Below are 16975 nucleotides of genomic sequence, written 5' to 3' on the forward strand. Positions count from 1 at the left end.
TGGTGCATCCGGGAGGATTCGAACCTCCGACCGCTCGGTTCGTAGCCGAGTACTCTATCCAGCTGAGCTACGGATGCATCGGGAAACTTGCTTTACTGCCGATACTGATACCGTGATAAGCGATATCAAGTAAGAGATGGTGCATCCGGGAGGATTCGAACCTCCGACCGCTCGGTTCGTAGCCGAGTACTCTATCCAGCTGAGCTACGGATGCATCAGGGAAACTTACTTTACTGCAGATTTGATATCGCTGCTAAAGCGATATCAAGTAATATGGTGCATCCGGGAGGATTCGAACCTCCGACCGCTCGGTTCGTAGCCGAGTACTCTATCCAGCTGAGCTACGGATGCAAATGGCGGTGAGGCGGGGATTCGAACCCCGGATGCAGCTTTTGACCGCATACTCCCTTAGCAGGGGAGCGCCTTCAGCCTCTCGGCCACCTCACCAACACGCCTCTTGCGAGTGCTTCGAAGAACTTGTTTCTGCTCATCGTCGCTGCGTGGCGCACATATTACTTTCTGGGACTTATAAGTCAAACAATTTTTCCAGAGCTTTTATCGTTTGCACATTTCACGCGCAATTAGTCTGCAAAAACGGCAAAAAGAGTGTTTTATCAACAGATAAATTGGCAATTTCCTGAAGGAGTGAGCAAACGGAAACTTCGCAGGAAAAGGCATTACGCGCAGTGGAATCGAAAAAATGGGGAAGACGAAGAAGAAAAGAGAAGAAAAAGGGTCACTCAATCAGGTTGCGCCTCACCAGAGAGGTGAGACGCGAAAACCTTAGTAACTGGACTGCTGGGATTTTTCAGCCTGGATACGCTGGTAGATCTCTTCACGATGGACAGAAACTTCTTTCGGGGCGTTTACGCCAATGCGCACCTGGTTGCCCTTCACCCCTAAAACTGTCACGGTGACCTCATCGCCTATCATGAGGGTCTCACCAACTCGACGAGTCAGAATCAGCATTCTTTGCTCCTTGAAAGATTAAAAGAGTCGGGTCTCTCTGTATCCCGGCATTATCCATCATATAACGCCAAAAAGTAAGCGATGACAAACACCTAAGTGTAAGCAGTCACGGCATCACATTCTGTTAAACCTAAGTTTAGCCGATATACACAACTTCAACCTGACTTTATCGTTGTCGATAGCGTTGATACAAACGCTGCGGATTGAAGTCCGCAGCGTCGACTTACGCTTATAATTATTACAGTTTTGCGCTGACCCAGCCTTTCACACTGGCTAACGCTGCAGGCAGAGCCGCTGCATCCGTACCACCGGCTTGCGCCATGTCCGGACGACCGCCACCCTTGCCGCCGACCTGCTGAGCGACCATTCCAACCAGTTCCCCTGCTTTCACGCGATCTGTCACGTCCTTAGACACACCCGCAATCAGAGAAACCTTACCTTCCACTACCGTTGCCAGAACGATAACGGTAGACCCCAGTTGATTTTTCAGATCATCAACCATGGTACGCAACATTTTCGGCTCAACGTCCGCGAGTTCGCTGACCAGCAGCTTCACGCCGTTGATATCAAACGCTTTGCTGGAAAGATTTGCACTCTCCTGCGCCGCAGCCTGTTCCTTCAATTGCTGCAATTCTTTTTCCAGTTGACGTGTACGCTCCAGCACGGAACGAACTTTGTCACCGATATTCTGACTATCGCCTTTCAGCAGCTGCGCAATATCGCTTAAGCGATCGCTCTCAGCATGCACGGTTTGGATAGCACCTTCACCGGTTACGGCTTCAATACGACGAACGCCTGCCGCAGTACCTGACTCGGACACAATGCGGAACAGACCGATATCACCTGTACGGCTGGCGTGAGTACCGCCACACAGTTCGGTAGAGAAATCACCCATGCTCAGAACGCGCACATGGTCGTCATATTTCTCGCCAAACAGTGCCATTGCGCCTTTGGCTTTTGCCGCTTCGAGATCCATGATGTTCGTTTCAATCGGCAAGTTGCGACGGATTTGCGCGTTCACCAGATCTTCAACGGCACGGATTTCAGCAGGCTTCATTGCTTCGGTATGAGAGAAGTCGAAGCGCAGCAGTTTATCGTTAACCAACGAACCTTTCTGTGCCACATGTGTGCCCAGAACCTGGCGCAGCGCTGCGTGCATCAGGTGCGTTGCGGAGTGGTTCAAACGAATACGCGCACGACGGGCTTCATCCACATCAGCCTGTACCGCATCACCAATTTTCAGAGAACCCGCAGACAACTTGCCGATGTGACCAATGGCCTGGCCATATTTCTGCGTGTCGCTAACGGCAAACGCGAAGCCTGCGCCTTTCAGCTCACCCTTGTCGCCAACCTGACCACCAGATTCCGCATAGAACGGAGTCTGATCCAGTACGACAACGGCATCCTGACCTGCGTTAATTGCGTCTACCGCTTTACCATCAACAAACAGCGCGGTCACTTTGCCGTTCAGTTCCAGGTGCTCGTAGCCTTTAAATTCAGAGGCGCCATCAACGCGAATCATCGCATTGTAGTCTGCGCCGAAGCCGCTGGCTTCACGCGCACGACGGCGCTGTTCTTCCATTGCAGCTTCAAAGCCCGCTTCATCAACCTTAATGTTACGCTCGCGGCAAACGTCTGCCGTCAGGTCAACCGGGAAACCGTAGGTGTCATACAGACGGAATGCGGTTTCGCCATCCAGCGTATCGCCAGACAGTTTTGCCAGTTCTTCGTCCAGCAGCGCCAGACCACGCTCCAGAGTACGCGCAAACTGCTCTTCTTCGGTTTTCAGAACCTGTTCAACCATAGCCTGCTGACGCTTCAGTTCTTCACCTGCAGAGCCCATGACGTCCACCAACGGACCAACCAGCTTGTAGAAGAAGGTATCCTTCGCGCCCAGCATGTTGCCATGACGTACCGCGCGACGAATGATACGGCGCAGCACATAGCCACGGTTTTCATTCGACGGCACAACGCCATCGGCAATCAGGAATGCACAGGAACGGATATGGTCGGCAATAACGCGCAGAGACTTGTTGCTCAGATCGGTTGCGCCAGTGACTTTCGCCACGGATTCGATCAATGAGCGGAACAGGTCGATTTCATAGTTGGAGTTAACGTGTTGCAGCACGGCCGCAATACGCTCCAGACCCATACCGGTATCCACGGACGGTTTCGGCAGCGGTTCCATGGTGCCGTCAGCCTGACGGTTGAACTGCATGAAGACGATGTTCCAGATCTCAATGTAGCGATCCCCATCTTCTTCTGCGCTTCCCGGAGGTCCACCCCAGATATGGTCGCCGTGGTCGTAGAAAATTTCTGTGCATGGACCGCAAGGACCGGTATCACCCATCTGCCAGAAGTTGTCTGAAGCATAAGCCGCACCTTTGTTATCACCGATACGGATGATACGTTCGCGCGGAATACCGACTTCTTTTTCCCAGATTTCATAGGCTTCATCGTCAGTTTCATAGACGGTTACCCACAGACGCTCTTTTGGCAGGGCAAACCAGTTTTCACCGGTCAGTAGTTCCCATGCATATTGAATAGCGTCGTGTTTGAAGTAATCGCCGAAGCTGAAGTTGCCCAGCATTTCGAAGAAAGTGTGGTGACGTGCAGTGTAACCGACGTTTTCCAGGTCATTGTGCTTACCGCCCGCACGTACACAACGCTGCGAGGTGGTTGCGCGGGAATAATTACGCTTGTCGAGGCCAAGGAAAACATCCTTGAACTGGTTCATCCCGGCGTTGGTAAACAACAAAGTAGGGTCATTGTTCGGTACCAGGGAGCTGCTGGCAACTACCTGGTGTCCTTTACTATGGAAAAAATCGAGAAACGCCTGACGGATCTCAGCGGTGCTCTTGCTCATAATTATCCTGAAGAAATCAAGCTAACGAAATGTCATTACCAGCATCGGCACGCAAACTGCGCCTCTGGCAATCGAAAAGTGGGAATAAGATAAGTTTTCTTTACTGGGAAGTAAAATCCCGTATGCGGTCAATCGTCAAAATTTCGCCATATTGCCTGAATATCTTCCATCAGATAGCCGCGATAGAGCAAAAAACGCTGGACCTTTATCTTATCTGAAAAATCGACAGGTAAAGGTTCACCGTACTTCCGAATGGCCTGCTCGCGTGCAAGCACTGCCCAGTCAACTTCGCACTCACGCATGGCCCGCTCGATAGCTTCACGTGCGATCCCTTTTTGGTTTAATTCCTGGCGCACTCGGGCTGGTCCATAACCTTTGCGGCTACGGCTGGCGATAAACTGCCGCACGAAACGATCATCATCCAGATAACGACTTTCAATACACCAGGCGATGACCTTGTCGTAATCCTCCGGCGTGGCATCAATTTCTTCTGGTCCATTTTTCCCCATCACCGGAGCGGCCAGCTTGCGCCGCAGTTCCTGCTCGCTGTGGTCGCGCATCGCCAGAATACGTACGGCGCGGTCAAGCAGTCGGGAATAAGCGGAACGGCGGGAAGTTGCTTCTGTCATAGTAAGCCTTCAGAAATGAAAAAGGGCTGCATGATATGCAGCCCTTTACTATATGTGATTCACAACATGCGATTCAAAACAGATTATCAGAAATCTTCGTTCGTTTCTTTTACGTCTTCGCCGCTGTCATCAACGGAGAAATCAGGCGTTGAATCCTGGTTATTGAGCAGTAACTCACGTAATTTCTTCTCAATTTCTTTCGCAGTTGCCAGGTTCTCTTTCAGCCAGTTGGTCGCATTCGCTTTACCCTGACCGATTTTCTCACCGTTATAGCTGTACCATGCACCGGCTTTTTCAATCAGCTTCTCTTTCACGCCCAGGTCAACCAGTTCGCCGTAGAAGTTGATGCCTTCACCGTAGAGGATCTGGAATTCAGCCTGTTTGAACGGCGCTGCAATTTTGTTTTTCACAACCTTAACGCGAGTTTCGCTGCCGACCACGTTGTCGCCTTCTTTCACCGCGCCAATACGACGGATATCCAGACGAACAGACGCATAGAATTTCAGGGCGTTACCACCGGTGGTGGTTTCCGGGTTACCGAACATAACGCCAATCTTCATACGGATCTGGTTGATGAAAATCAGCAGCGTGTTGGACTGCTTCAGGTTACCGGCCAGCTTACGCATCGCCTGGCTCATCATACGCGCCGCAAGGCCCATGTGAGAGTCGCCAATCTCGCCTTCGATTTCTGCCTTCGGCGTCAATGCGGCAACGGAGTCGACAACGATAACGTCAACCGCACCGGAGCGCGCCAGCGCATCACAGATTTCCAGCGCTTGTTCACCGGTATCCGGCTGAGAACACAGCAGGTTGTCGATATCAACGCCAAGCTTACGGGCATAGACCGGATCCAGCGCGTGTTCCGCATCGATAAATGCACAGGTTTTACCTTCACGCTGCGCAGCGGCAATAACCTGCAGGGTCAGCGTTGTTTTACCGGAGGATTCAGGCCCGTAGATTTCGACGATACGGCCCATTGGCAGACCGCCCGCGCCCAATGCGATATCCAGAGAAAGCGAACCGGTGGAGATAGTTTCCACATCCATGGAACGGTCTTCACCCAGGCGCATGATGGAGCCTTTACCGAATTGCTTTTCGATCTGACCCAGCGCTGCCGCCAACGCTTTCTGTTTGTTTTCGTCGATAGCCATTAATTACTCCTGTCATGCCGCTTTCGGGTTAAACCGCGAAACGTGGTAGATAATGTTCTGTTGAGGCAATTATACTGTATGCTCATACAGTATCAAGTATTTTGTAGAAATTGTTGCCACAGGGTTTGTAACGCGTAGACGGTCGCCTGTCGACGTACCGCGTCGCGATCGCCGCTGAAGCATTCCCGGCGGGTAATCCCCTCGCCGCTCACGCTGGCAAAGGCGAACCATACGGTACCCACGGGCTTTTCTTCACTGCCGCCATCCGGACCCGCAATACCGCTGATCGAGACCGCGAAATGCGCGCGGGCAGCTTTTAGCGCGCCAATCGCCATTTCCACCACCACTGGCTCGCTCACCGCCCCATACTGGGCCAACGTCTCTTCGCGCACGCCAATCATCTGCGCTTTGGCTTCGTTGCTGTAGGTCACAAACCCACGCTCAAACCAGGCGGAGCTTCCGGCAATATCCGTAATCGCTTTGGCCACCCAGCCGCCGGTGCAGGATTCCGCCGTCGTAACGGTCGCCCCACGCGCTTTCAGCGCCAGGCCAACCTGCTCGCTTAACTGCATCAGTTCACTGTCAGTCATTTCAGCCTCTGTCAGTTAAAAAATATGCCGGACAAGATAGCACTTTCATAACCAATGTGGGGATGGAGAGAACGTTTTACGAGGGGGATTCCAAAAATTGCTCCGTTGCAGAAATAAGACCTGCCGGATGACGATGTCAGGGCATCTTATCCGGCCTACAAGCGATATCGTCCTGTAGGCCGGTGGAGCGGTTACTGCACGCGCGCCAGCGCGACCGCCTGACCCAGTTGCCACACGGCCATCGCGTAGTGGGTACTGTGGTTGTAGCGGGTGATGGTGTAGAAGTTCGGCAATCCATACCAGTACTGATAGCCGGTACCAATATCCAGGCGCAGCAGGCTGGCCTGCTGATGATTACCCAACGACTGCTGTGGCGTCAGACCCGCGGCAGCAAGCTGAGAAATGCTGTACTGGGTTTTAAAGCCGTTCGCCAGCCCTGGTGCCTGACCATTTGCCGGAACCGCGACCGTATCGCCTTTCACCCAGCCGTGGCCCTTGAAATAGTTCGCCACGCTACCGATGGCATCAACCGGATCCCACAGGTTAATGTGGCCATCACCATTAAAATCAACGGCATATTGTTTATAGGAAGACGGCATAAACTGGCCGTAACCCATCGCGCCGGCAAAAGAACCTTTCAAATCGAGCGGATCGTCGCTTTCATCTCGCGCCATCAGCAGGAAGGTTTCCAGTTCACCAGAGAAGTATTCCGCACGACGAGGATAGTTAAACGACAGCGTCGCCAGCGCATCCAGAATACGGGTTTTGCCCATCACGCGGCCCCAGCGCGTTTCAACGCCGATAATGCCAACGATAATTTCCGGCGGAACACCATAGACCTGCCACGCACGGTTCAGCGCATCTTCATATTGATTCCAGAAGGCCACGCCATTTTGCACGTTGTCAGGCGTGATGAACTGTTTGCGGTAGCGCAGCCATGCACCGTTAGGACCGGCTGGCGGCTGAGTCGTCGGTGCCTGGCGATCCATCAAACGCAATACCGAGTCCAGACGCTTGGCCTGCGACAGGATCTCCTGCAGCTGCTGGCGGTCAAAGCCGTGCTTGTTCACCATTTTCTCGATGAACTGCTGCGCGTTCGGATTATTGGCAAAATCACCGCCCGTTTGCATGACGTTGTGCTGTGGCTCAAGCAGGAAGCCGCCGGATGGCGCCCCCGTAGTCGTTTGAGTCTCTGAAGGTTTAGGTTTGCTGCTACAGGCAGCGAGCAGTACGAAAAGGGGGAGTAACGCTACATAACGACGCTTGAACATGAGACATCCATTAAACAAATTCAGCCTGGGAGAAGTATGGTAAAGCATCCTCCTCCATACAAGGAAGTAGTAGTCACTCTCCTTCACAGAATTTCCCCCCTCTTGCCCCCCCGGCCGGCACATTTGCGATCTCTTACGCACAATCTTTCAAATTAAAATATTTATCTTTCATTTTGAGATCAAAATAACACTTTTAAATCTTTCGATCTGATTAAAATTAGTTACCGTTTGGCAAGATAACTAAAAACCCTACAGGAGAGAATAATGATCGACACCATCACACTCGGTGCTGAGTGGTTTATCGGGTTGTTCCAGAAAGGCGGAGAGGTCTTTACCGGCATGGTAACCGGTATTCTGCCTCTGCTGATCAGTCTGCTGGTCATCATGAATGCGCTAATTAACTTTATCGGTCAGCAGCGCATTGAACGTTTTGCCCAGCGCTGCGCCGGAAACCCGTTGTCCCGCTATCTGCTGCTGCCGTGCATCGGCACATTTGTGTTTTGTAACCCAATGACGCTGAGCCTGGGCCGCTTTATGCCAGAAAAGTACAAGCCCAGCTACTACGCCGCCGCCTCATACAGTTGCCATTCCATGAACGGCTTATTCCCACACATCAACCCAGGTGAACTGTTCGTCTATCTGGGGATCGCCAGCGGACTGACCACGCTGGGGCTTCCGCTTGGCCCGCTAGCGGTGAGCTATTTGCTGGTCGGTCTGGTGACCAACTTCTTCCGCGGCTGGGTGACTGATTTCACCACCGCCATCTTTGAGAAAAAAATGGGCATTCAACTTGAGCAGAAAGTGCATCTGGCGGGAGCAACATCATGACGCGTATTCGTATTGAAAAAGGCACCGGCGGCTGGGGCGGCCCGCTTGAACTGGATGCCGAACCGGGCAAGAAAATTGTCTATATCACCGCCGGAACTCGCCCCGCAATAGTCGACAGGATAGCAAGCCTGACCGGTTGGCAGGCTATTGATGGCTTCAAAGAAGGCGAGCCGCCGGAGAACGAAATTGGTGTGGCGATCATCGACTGCGGCGGCACGCTGCGCTGTGGGATCTATCCCAAACGCCGTATACCGACGGTGAATATTCACGCTACTGGTAAATCCGGCCCGCTGGCTCAGTACATTGTCGAAGATATCTATGTCTCTGGCGTGAAAGAAGAAAACATCACGATTGTCGGCGATGCATCCGCTGCGCCGCAACCTGCAAGCAGCACTATCGGTCGCGATTACGACACCAGTAAAAAGATTACCGAACAAAGCGACGGCCTGTTGGCAAAAGTGGGAATGGGCATGGGTTCAGCCGTTGCGGTTCTGTTCCAGTCCGGGCGCGACACCATCGATACCGTCCTGAAAACTATTCTGCCATTTATGGCGTTCGTCTCGGCACTGATCGGCATCATTATGGCTTCGGGTCTGGGAGACTGGATTGCCCATGGACTCGCGCCGCTGGCCAGCCATCCGTTGGGACTGGTTACTCTGGCGCTGATCTGCTCTTTCCCGCTGCTGTCGCCTTTCCTCGGCCCCGGTGCGGTTATCGCCCAGGTTATCGGCGTGCTGATCGGTGTACAGATTGGTCTGGGGAACATTCCTCCGCATCTGGCGCTACCTGCCCTGTTCGCCATTAACGCCCAGGCTGCATGTGACTTTATTCCGGTTGGGTTGTCGCTGGCCGAAGCGCGTCAGGACACGGTCCGCGTCGGCGTGCCATCCGTACTGGTGAGCCGTTTTCTGACCGGCGCGCCTACCGTTCTCATCGCCTGGTTTGTTTCTGGCTTTATTTACCAATAAGGGGCACTCAAAAATGACCGTAATTTATCAAACCACCATTACCCGTATCGGCCAGAGCGCCCCGGATGCACTGTGCGACCAGATGCTGATTACCTTTCGTGAAGGCGCGCCAGCGGATATCGAAGAGTTTTGTTTCATCCATTGCCACGGGGAGCTGAACGGCTCTTTGCAAGCCGGGATCCAGTTTGAACTGGGCCAGCACCACTACCCGGTCACCGCCGTTGGCAGCGTTGCGGAACAAAACTTACGTGAACTCGGGCATATAACCCTGCGCTTTGACGGGCAGAGCGAAGCGGAATTCCCCGGCACTGTACACGTTGCGGGCCCCGTCCCGGACGGTATCGCCCCGGGCTGTATTTTGAAGTTTGTTGCTTAAGATTGAAGGAGATAAAAATGAATCAGGTTGCCGTTGTCATTGGTGGAGGCCAGACCCTGGGGGCATTCCTTTGCCGTGGGCTTGCGACAGAAGGATACCGCGTCGCGGTAGTGGATATTCAAAGCGATAAAGCTGCCAACGTCGCGCAAGAAATTAACGCCGAGTTTGGCGAAGGTACCGCGTACGGTTTTGGCGCAGATGCCACCAGCGAACAGAGCGTGCTGGCGCTGTCGCGCGGAGTGGATGAAATATTCGGTCGTGTCGATCTGCTGGTTTACAGCGCGGGTATCGCTAAAGCCGCTTTTATCAGCGACTTTCAGCTTGGGGATTTCGACCGCTCGCTGCAGGTCAATCTGGTCGGCTACTTCCTCTGTGCACGTGAATTTTCACGCCTGATGATCCGCGATGGCGTGCAGGGACGCATTATCCAGATCAACTCAAAATCAGGGAAAGTGGGCAGCAAACACAATTCAGGCTACAGCGCGGCAAAATTTGGCGGCGTGGGCTTAACTCAGTCGCTGGCGCTGGATCTGGCAGAGTACGGGATCACCGTACATTCTCTGATGCTCGGTAACCTGCTGAAATCACCGATGTTCCAGTCGTTATTACCGCAATATGCGACCAAGCTGGGTCTTAAGCCAGACGAAGTGGAGCAGTATTACATTGATAAGGTTCCGCTTAAGCGCGGCTGCGATTATCAGGACGTGCTAAACATGCTGCTGTTTTACGCCAGTCCGAAAGCCTCTTACTGCACCGGGCAGTCCATCAACGTCACCGGCGGTCAGGTGATGTTTTAATGTTGAATTGCCGGATAGCGGCTGCGCTTATCCGGCAAAATCAAAGGAGTACATAATGGTTTCCGCACTGATTACTGTCGCCGCTATCGCCTGGTGCCTGCAACTGGCGCTTGGTGGCTGGCAAATATCCCGCTTTAACCGGGCGTTTGATCAACTCTGCCAGCAAGGTCGGGTTGGTGTTGGTCGCTCCGGTGGGCGTTTTAAACCGCGCGTGGTGGTAGCCATTGCGCTGGATGAGCAGCAACGGGTTACCGATACGTTGTTTATGAAAGGTCTTACGGTATTCGCCAGACCCGGCAAAATTGCCACAATAATGGGTAAACATCTTGATGATTTACAGCCTGATGTGATCTTTCCCCATGATCCATTAGCGCAGAATGCACTATCATTGGCGCTTAAACTGAAACATGGGTAATTTCGTTGTGAATGCTAATAGCTTGCGAAATTATCATTTTGCAACCTATTAAGTCAGGGTAATCACGCCTATGAAACCTCGTCAGCGTCAGGCTGCCATACTGGAGCATCTGCAAAAGCAGGGAAAATGCTCGGTTGAAGAACTGGCCCACTACTTTGACACGACCGGCACGACCATTCGCAAAGACCTGGTCATTCTGGAAAATGCCGGAACCGTCATTCGTACCTATGGCGGCGTAGTATTAAATAAAGACGAATCCGACCCGCCAATCGATCACAAAACGCTAATCAATACGCATAAAAAAGAGCAGATTGCCGAAGCCGCCGTCCGTTTTATACACGATGGCGACTCTATTATTCTGGATGCGGGTAGCACCGTACTGCAGATGGTGCCGATGCTCACGCGCTTTAGCAACATCACCGTCATGACCAACAGTCTGCACATTGTTAACGCCCTTTCGGAGCTGGACAACGAGCAAACTATCCTGATGCCCGGCGGGACCTTTCGCAAAAAATCTGCGTCATTTCACGGTCAGCTGGCAGAAAACGCCTTTGAGCAGTTCAGCTTTGATAAACTCTTCATGGGCACCGACGGCATTGACCTCAATGCCGGCGTGACCACCTTTAATGAGGTGTTTAGCGTCAGTAAAGCGATGTGCAATGCCGCTCGCGAAGTGATTCTGATGGCTGACTCGTCAAAATTTGGGCGCAAAAGCCCTAATGTTGTATGCAGTCTGGAAAGCGTCGACAAGCTGATTACCGATGCGGGCATCGACCCTGCGTTTCGTCAGGCGCTGGAAGCAAAAGGGATTGAAGTGATCATAACCGGAGAAACCAATGAGTGATGCACTACTGAACGCGGGCCGTCAGACGTTAATGCTGGAACTACAGGAAGCCAGCCGACTGCCAGAACGCCTGGGCGATGATTTTGTCCGCGCCGCCAATACGATTATCCACTGTGAAGGCAAAGTCATTGTCTCCGGTATTGGTAAATCAGGTCATATTGGCAAAAAAATTGCGGCGACCCTCGCCAGTACCGGCACACCCGCCTTTTTTGTGCATCCGGCGGAAGCGCTGCACGGCGACTTAGGGATGATCGAAAGCCGTGATGTCATGCTGTTTATCTCCTACTCCGGCGGTGCGAAAGAGCTGGATCTCATCATCCCACGCCTGGAAGACAAATCCGTCGCACTGCTGGCAATGACCGGAAAACCGACCTCACCGTTGGGTCTGGCAGCCAAAGCCGTGCTGGATATTTCCGTTGAGCGCGAAGCCTGTCCGATGCGCCTGGCACCGACGTCCAGCACCGTAAATACGTTGATGATGGGCGACGCGCTGGCGATCGCCGTAATGCAGGCGCGCGGCTTTAACGAAGAAGATTTTGCCCGCTCACATCCGGCAGGTGCGCTGGGCGCTCGTCTGTTGAATAAAGTGCATCATCTGATGCGCCGTGACGATGCCATACCTCAGGTGAAGCTCACCACCAGCGTGATGGACGCGATGCTGGAACTCAGCCGCACGGGTCTTGGCCTGGTCGCGGTCTGCGACGATCAGTCACTGGTGAAAGGGGTCTTTACCGACGGCGACCTGCGCCGCTGGCTGGTTGGCGGCGGAGCGCTTACCACCCAGGTTAGCGAAGCTATGACTCAGAATGGCATTACGCTACAGGCGCAGAGCCGCGCGATTGACGCCAAAGAGATCCTGATGAAGCGTAAAATCACTGCCGCACCGGTGGTCGATGAAAACGGTAAACTCACCGGTGCTATCAATCTGCAGGATTTTTATCAGGCCGGTATTATCTAATCCTTCAGACCCAGACGTTTCGCCAGCCGGTGCAGGTTGGCGACGTCTGTTTCCAGCGCCCGCGCACTTGCCGCCCAACTGTGATTATTTTGCACCAATGCCCGGCGGATCATCTCCCGCTGGAACGACTCTGTTGCTTCACGCAGATTGTGATGTTGCGGGATCTCCGCAACAACTTCCGCCGCCTGCGGAGTCGGACCTTCGTCCTGCAGGGCAAAATGCTGCGTCTCCAGCACCACTTCATCACCTGCCCTGGTAGCCCTTGCCAGAACAACCGCCCGGTGAATGGCATGTTCCAGCTCGCGCACATTTCCAGGCCAGCCGTAATTCAGCAGATGACTACGCGCGCCGGGGCTTAGCACCACGCGGGAAAGACCCAGCCGCAGTCGGCATTGCTCGCAAAAATAGCCGGCCAGCAGCACCACATCTTCGCCGCGCTCGCGAAGAGGCGGTACAGAAAGGGGGAAGACGCTCAGACGGTGGAACAAATCCGCGCGGAAATTCCCGGCCAGCACCTCTTCGCGTAAATCACGGTTCGTCGCCGCCAGCACCCGCACATCCACACGCAGGCTGCGATCGTCACCCACGCGCTGAATATCGCCGTACTGCAATACGCGCAGCAGCTTAGCCTGTAGCGCCAGCGAGAGTTCGCCTATCTCGTCGAGAAACAGCGTCCCATTGTCGGCCATTTCAAACTTACCGCTACGATTGCTGATAGCCCCGGTAAATGCGCCTTTTACGTGACCAAACAGCTCACTTTCGGCTACGGTTTCCGGCAACGCCGCACAGTTCAGATACACCAGTGGATTCACCGCGCGCGGCGAACCTTCATGGATAGCTTTAGCCACCAGCTCCTTCCCGGTACCTGTTTCGCCGCTAATCAGCACGTTGAGATCGGACCCCGCCACAATCTCAATTTCTTTTTTCAACTGCATCATATTGGGCGACAGGCCAATCATCTGGGTTTCCGTCACCTGCTCAAAAGCCGTTGATGAGCCTGGCAGCATATTCTGGCTTTCCAGTTGTTCAATCAGCAGCGCATTGCTCAGCGCGCCCGCCGCCAGCGCGGCAATCAGCCTAAGCTCCTCATCGCTGAAAACATCGAACTGATCGGGCTCCATGCCATCCAGGGTTAACGCACCAATCAAATTTTGACCGGCGAACAACGGCAGCCCAATACAGGCATGCACTTTCAGACTCTCCTGCCCCGGAATCAGACCATCATATGGGTCTGGCAAATCGCTGTCGGCAGGGAAACGAACCACGTCTCCGGCGCGGGCAATCGCCTCCAGACGCGGATGCCCTTCCAGAGTAAAGCGCCTGCCGAGGACATCCTGCGCCAGCCCATCGATCGCCAGCGGAATAAACTGTCGCGACTCGTAGCGCAATAGCGCCGACGCGTCGCACTCCAGCACCTGACGCAAGGTGGTTATCAGACGTTGAAAACGGTCCTGATGTCCAATACCGCTTTGTAATTCAATGGCGATGCCCGCCAGCACGTCTACGGAAAAGCTCATAACTACCTCATTGTCATTTTGACAATTCATATTGTCATATTGACAATAAAATGAATAGTCATTTTGACTACCACTTAATAAGCAAAAAACAATAAAACCATTAAAATCAATAAAATAAAAAGTTGGCACGCAACCTGCAATAAGCAAAACATCTTTTTTAGAAAAACGCTGAATTAATTACTGAGGTTGCTATGTCTATTCTGGTTAAAAATAACATTCATTGGGTTGGCCAACGTGACTGGGAAGTTCGTGATTTCCACGGTACTGAATACAAAACGCTGCGCGGCAGCAGCTACAACAGCTATCTCATCCGTGAAGAAAAAAATGTCCTGATCGATACAGTAGACCACAAGTTTAGCCGTGAATTCGTGCAGAACCTGCGCAGTGAAATTGACCTCGCGGATATCGACTACATCATTATTAACCACGCGGAAGAAGACCATGCAGGGGCGCTGACTGAGCTGATGTCCTGCATCCCGGACACGCCGATTTACTGCACAGCCAACGCCATTGACTCCATCAACGGGCATCACCATCACCCGGAGTGGAATTTCAACGTGGTGAAAACCGGTGATTCACTGGACATTGGTAACGGCAAACAGCTGATCTTCGTTGAAACGCCAATGCTGCACTGGCCTGACAGCATGATGACCTACATGACCGGCGACGCGGTGCTGTTCAGTAACGACGCCTTCGGTCAGCACTACTGCGACGAACGTCTGTTTAATGACGAAGTTGACCAGACCGAACTGTTCGAACAGTGCCAGCGTTACTACGCCAATATCCTGACGCCGTTCAGCCGTCTGGTTACACCGAAAATCACTGAGATCCTCGGCTTCAACCTGCCGGTCGATATGATTGCTACTTCTCACGGCGTGGTATGGCGCGACAACCCAACGCAAATCGTTGAGATGTACCTGAAATGGGCGGCGGATTACCAGGAAGACCGGATCACCATTTTCTACGACACCATGTCCAACAATACCCGCATGATGGCGGACGCCATTGCCCAGGGCATCAACGAAGTTGACCCGAACGTGGCGGTGAAAATCTTTAACGTCGCCCGTAGCGATAAAAACGAAGTTCTGACTAACGTCTTCCGCTCTAAAGGCGTGCTGGTCGGTACTTCGACGATGAACAATGTGATGATGCCGAAAATCGCGGGTCTCGTGGAAGAGATGACCGGCCTGCGTTTTCGTAACAAACGCGCCAGCGCCTTTGGTTCACACGGCTGGAGCGGCGGTGCAGTAGACCGTTTGTCCACGCGTTTGCAGGATGCAGGTTTCGAAATGTCGCTGAGCCTGAAGGCGAAATGGCGTCCGGACCTGGATGCGCTGGAACTGTGCCGCCAGCACGGCCGTGAAATCGCGCGTCAGTGGGCGCTTGCTCCACTGCCGGAAGCAACCGTGAAAGCAGCTTCCAAAGAAGAAGAGTGCGCTTGCGCCGCTGCGGCTGCCGCCGATCTTGGCCCTAGCATGCAGTGCAGCGTGTGCCAGTGGATTTACGACCCAGCAAAAGGTGAACCGCTGCAGGATGTCGCGCCGGGTACACCGTGGAGCGACGTGCCGGATAACTTCCTGTGCCCGGAATGTTCATTAGGTAAAGACGTCTTCGACGTACTGGCAACGGAGGCAAAATGAGCCGCGGAATTGTCATTATTGGTTCGGGCTTCGCTGCCCGCCAGTTAGTCAAAAATATCCGTAAGCAGGATGCAAATGTCCCGCTGACCCTGATTGCTGCGGACAGCATGGATGAGTACAACAAGCCCGATCTCAGCCATGTTATCAGTCAGTCGCAACGTGCAGACGACCTCACCCGCCAGTCGGCGGGTGAGTTTGCCGAACAGTTTAATTTACGCCTGTTCCCGCACACCTGGGTAACCGACATCGACGCTGATGCTCACGTAGTGAAAAGCCAGGATCAGCAGTGGCAGTACGACAAGCTGGTACTGGCGACGGGCGCTTCAGCCTTTGTACCGCCCGTTACCGGACGTGAGTTAATGCTCACGTTGAACAGTCAACAAGAGTACCGCGCCTGTGAAACTCAGCTGCGCGACGCACAGCGGGTACTGATTGTCGGCGGCGGCTTGATTGGCAGCGAACTGGCGATGGATTTCTGTCGTGCCGGTAAAGCGGTGACGCTTATCGACAACGCCGCCAGCATTCTGGCTTCGCTGATGCCGCCGGAAGTCAGCAGTCGCTTACAGCATCGTCTGACCGATATGGGTGTACATCTGCTGCTGAAATCGCAGCTTCAGGGGCTGGAGAAAACGGCGTCGGGTATTCTCGCCACGCTCGATCGTAGCCGCAGCGTAGAGGTCGATGCGGTGATCGCCGCAACCGGTCTGCGCCCGGAAACTACATTGGCACGCCGCGCTGGATTGAACATCAACCGTGGCGTCTGCGTCGACAGCTACCTGCAAACCAGCCATCCAGATATTTACGCACTCGGCGACTGTGCGGAAATTAACGGTCAGGTACTTCCGTTCCTGCAACCAATTCAACTGAGCGCCATGTATCTGGCGAAAAACCTGCTTGGCGGCAATGCGCCATTGAAACTGCCAGCCATGCTGGTAAAAGTCAAAACGCCAGAATTGCCTCTGCATTTGGCCGGGGAAACCCAGCGCCGCGATCTGAACTGGCACATCGCCGCCGAAGCGCAGGGAATGGTCGCCAGAGGGATGAACGACGAAGGCCAGCTGTGTGCGTTTGTCGTCAGTGAAGACCGCATGAAAGAGGCCTTTGCGCTACTGAAAACGTTGCCTGTGTAAGTCTGGGATGCCGAATGGCGCCGCTT

Annotated in this window: 16 protein-coding genes and 4 tRNA genes; 9 read left to right on the top strand and 11 right to left on the bottom strand. The window is 53.5% G+C overall.

The annotated features are described in order from the left end of the window. From OGY06_RS18780 to mltB, 10 genes are all read right to left on the bottom strand, one after another. Positions 1-77, bottom strand: a tRNA-Arg gene (locus OGY06_RS18780). A gap of 60 nt (positions 78-137) precedes the next feature. Next, positions 138-214, bottom strand: a tRNA-Arg gene (locus tag OGY06_RS18785). A gap of 60 nt (positions 215-274) precedes the next feature. Continuing rightward, a tRNA-Arg gene (locus OGY06_RS18790) sits at positions 275-351 on the bottom strand. 3 nt (positions 352-354) lie between these two features. Beyond that, positions 355-447 (bottom strand) — tRNA-Ser (locus OGY06_RS18795). A gap of 336 nt (positions 448-783) precedes the next feature. Continuing rightward, complete coding sequence (csrA, locus tag OGY06_RS18800) at positions 784-969, bottom strand: carbon storage regulator CsrA (RefSeq protein ID WP_000906486.1); 186 nt, start codon at positions 967-969, stop codon at positions 784-786. Positions 970-1207: 238 nt separating this feature from the next. Continuing rightward, entirely contained in the window at positions 1208-3835 is a 2628-nt protein-coding gene (gene alaS / locus OGY06_RS18805) for an alanine--tRNA ligase (RefSeq protein ID WP_286605871.1), read from the bottom strand. A 128-nt stretch (positions 3836-3963) separates the two neighbouring features. Continuing rightward, positions 3964-4464 (bottom strand): recombination regulator RecX, encoded by a 501-nt coding sequence (recX, locus tag OGY06_RS18810; RefSeq protein WP_003825957.1) that lies wholly within the window; start codon positions 4462-4464, stop codon positions 3964-3966. A gap of 86 nt (positions 4465-4550) precedes the next feature. Beyond that, positions 4551-5615 carry a recombinase RecA gene (recA, locus tag OGY06_RS18815; RefSeq protein ID WP_218667217.1) on the bottom strand — a complete coding sequence of 355 codons (1065 nt, stop codon included), beginning with the start codon at positions 5613-5615 and terminating at the stop codon, positions 4551-4553. Between the two features lie 92 nt (positions 5616-5707). Beyond that, positions 5708-6205 carry a nicotinamide-nucleotide amidase gene (pncC, locus tag OGY06_RS18820; RefSeq protein WP_218667216.1) on the bottom strand — a complete coding sequence of 166 codons (498 nt, stop codon included), beginning with the start codon at positions 6203-6205 and terminating at the stop codon, positions 5708-5710. Positions 6206-6396: 191 nt separating this feature from the next. Beyond that, on the bottom strand, positions 6397-7476 hold the full coding sequence (mltB, locus tag OGY06_RS18825) for a lytic murein transglycosylase B (protein WP_003037336.1): 1080 nt from the start codon (positions 7474-7476) through the stop codon (positions 6397-6399). Between the two features lie 264 nt (positions 7477-7740). On the opposite strand from mltB, the gene srlA reads away from it, so the two are divergent. From srlA to gutQ, 7 genes are all read left to right on the top strand, one after another. After that, on the top strand, positions 7741-8304 hold the full coding sequence (gene srlA / locus OGY06_RS18830) for a PTS glucitol/sorbitol transporter subunit IIC (protein ID WP_003825953.1): 564 nt from the start codon (positions 7741-7743) through the stop codon (positions 8302-8304). Continuing rightward, complete coding sequence (gene srlE, locus OGY06_RS18835; RefSeq protein ID WP_063940975.1) at positions 8301-9272, top strand: PTS glucitol/sorbitol transporter subunit IIB; 972 nt, start codon at positions 8301-8303, stop codon at positions 9270-9272. Before srlA ends, srlE begins: the two co-directional genes overlap by 4 nt. 13 nt (positions 9273-9285) lie before the next feature. Next, positions 9286-9648 carry a PTS glucitol/sorbitol transporter subunit IIA gene (srlB, locus tag OGY06_RS18840; RefSeq protein ID WP_063940974.1) on the top strand — a complete coding sequence of 121 codons (363 nt, stop codon included), beginning with the start codon at positions 9286-9288 and terminating at the stop codon, positions 9646-9648. A 17-nt stretch (positions 9649-9665) separates the two neighbouring features. Continuing rightward, positions 9666-10445, top strand: a complete 780-nt coding sequence (gene srlD / locus OGY06_RS18845; protein WP_003037345.1) for a sorbitol-6-phosphate dehydrogenase — start codon at positions 9666-9668, stop codon at positions 10443-10445. A 55-nt stretch (positions 10446-10500) separates the two neighbouring features. Next, the gene (gene gutM / locus OGY06_RS18850) at positions 10501-10860 is read left to right on the top strand and encodes a transcriptional regulator GutM (RefSeq protein WP_003825941.1); all 360 of its coding nucleotides are present in this window, start codon (positions 10501-10503) and stop codon (positions 10858-10860) included. A gap of 70 nt (positions 10861-10930) precedes the next feature. Beyond that, positions 10931-11704 carry a glucitol operon DNA-binding transcriptional repressor SrlR gene (gene srlR, locus OGY06_RS18855; RefSeq protein ID WP_003037350.1) on the top strand — a complete coding sequence of 258 codons (774 nt, stop codon included), beginning with the start codon at positions 10931-10933 and terminating at the stop codon, positions 11702-11704. Beyond that, positions 11697-12662 carry an arabinose-5-phosphate isomerase GutQ gene (gene gutQ, locus OGY06_RS18860; RefSeq protein ID WP_003825938.1) on the top strand — a complete coding sequence of 322 codons (966 nt, stop codon included), beginning with the start codon at positions 11697-11699 and terminating at the stop codon, positions 12660-12662. The genes srlR and gutQ overlap by 8 nt, the downstream gene beginning before the upstream one ends. Here gutQ and norR read toward each other — a convergent pair. Beyond that, on the bottom strand, positions 12659-14179 hold the full coding sequence (norR, locus tag OGY06_RS18865) for a nitric oxide reductase transcriptional regulator NorR (RefSeq protein ID WP_003825937.1): 1521 nt from the start codon (positions 14177-14179) through the stop codon (positions 12659-12661). The genes gutQ and norR overlap by 4 nt on opposite strands. A 191-nt stretch (positions 14180-14370) precedes the next feature. Here norR and norV point away from each other — a divergent pair, with 191 nt between their 5' ends. After that, positions 14371-15819 (top strand): anaerobic nitric oxide reductase flavorubredoxin, encoded by a 1449-nt coding sequence (gene norV / locus OGY06_RS18870; RefSeq protein ID WP_003825935.1) that lies wholly within the window; start codon positions 14371-14373, stop codon positions 15817-15819. Continuing rightward, the gene (gene norW / locus OGY06_RS18875; RefSeq protein ID WP_286605872.1) at positions 15816-16949 is read left to right on the top strand and encodes an NADH:flavorubredoxin reductase NorW; all 1134 of its coding nucleotides are present in this window, start codon (positions 15816-15818) and stop codon (positions 16947-16949) included. Before norV ends, norW begins: the two co-directional genes overlap by 4 nt. The last annotated feature ends 26 nt before the right edge of the window (positions 16950-16975 follow it).

The organism is Citrobacter sp. Cpo147, assembly GCF_030332405.1.
Classification (GTDB): domain Bacteria; phylum Pseudomonadota; class Gammaproteobacteria; order Enterobacterales; family Enterobacteriaceae; genus Citrobacter; species Citrobacter portucalensis.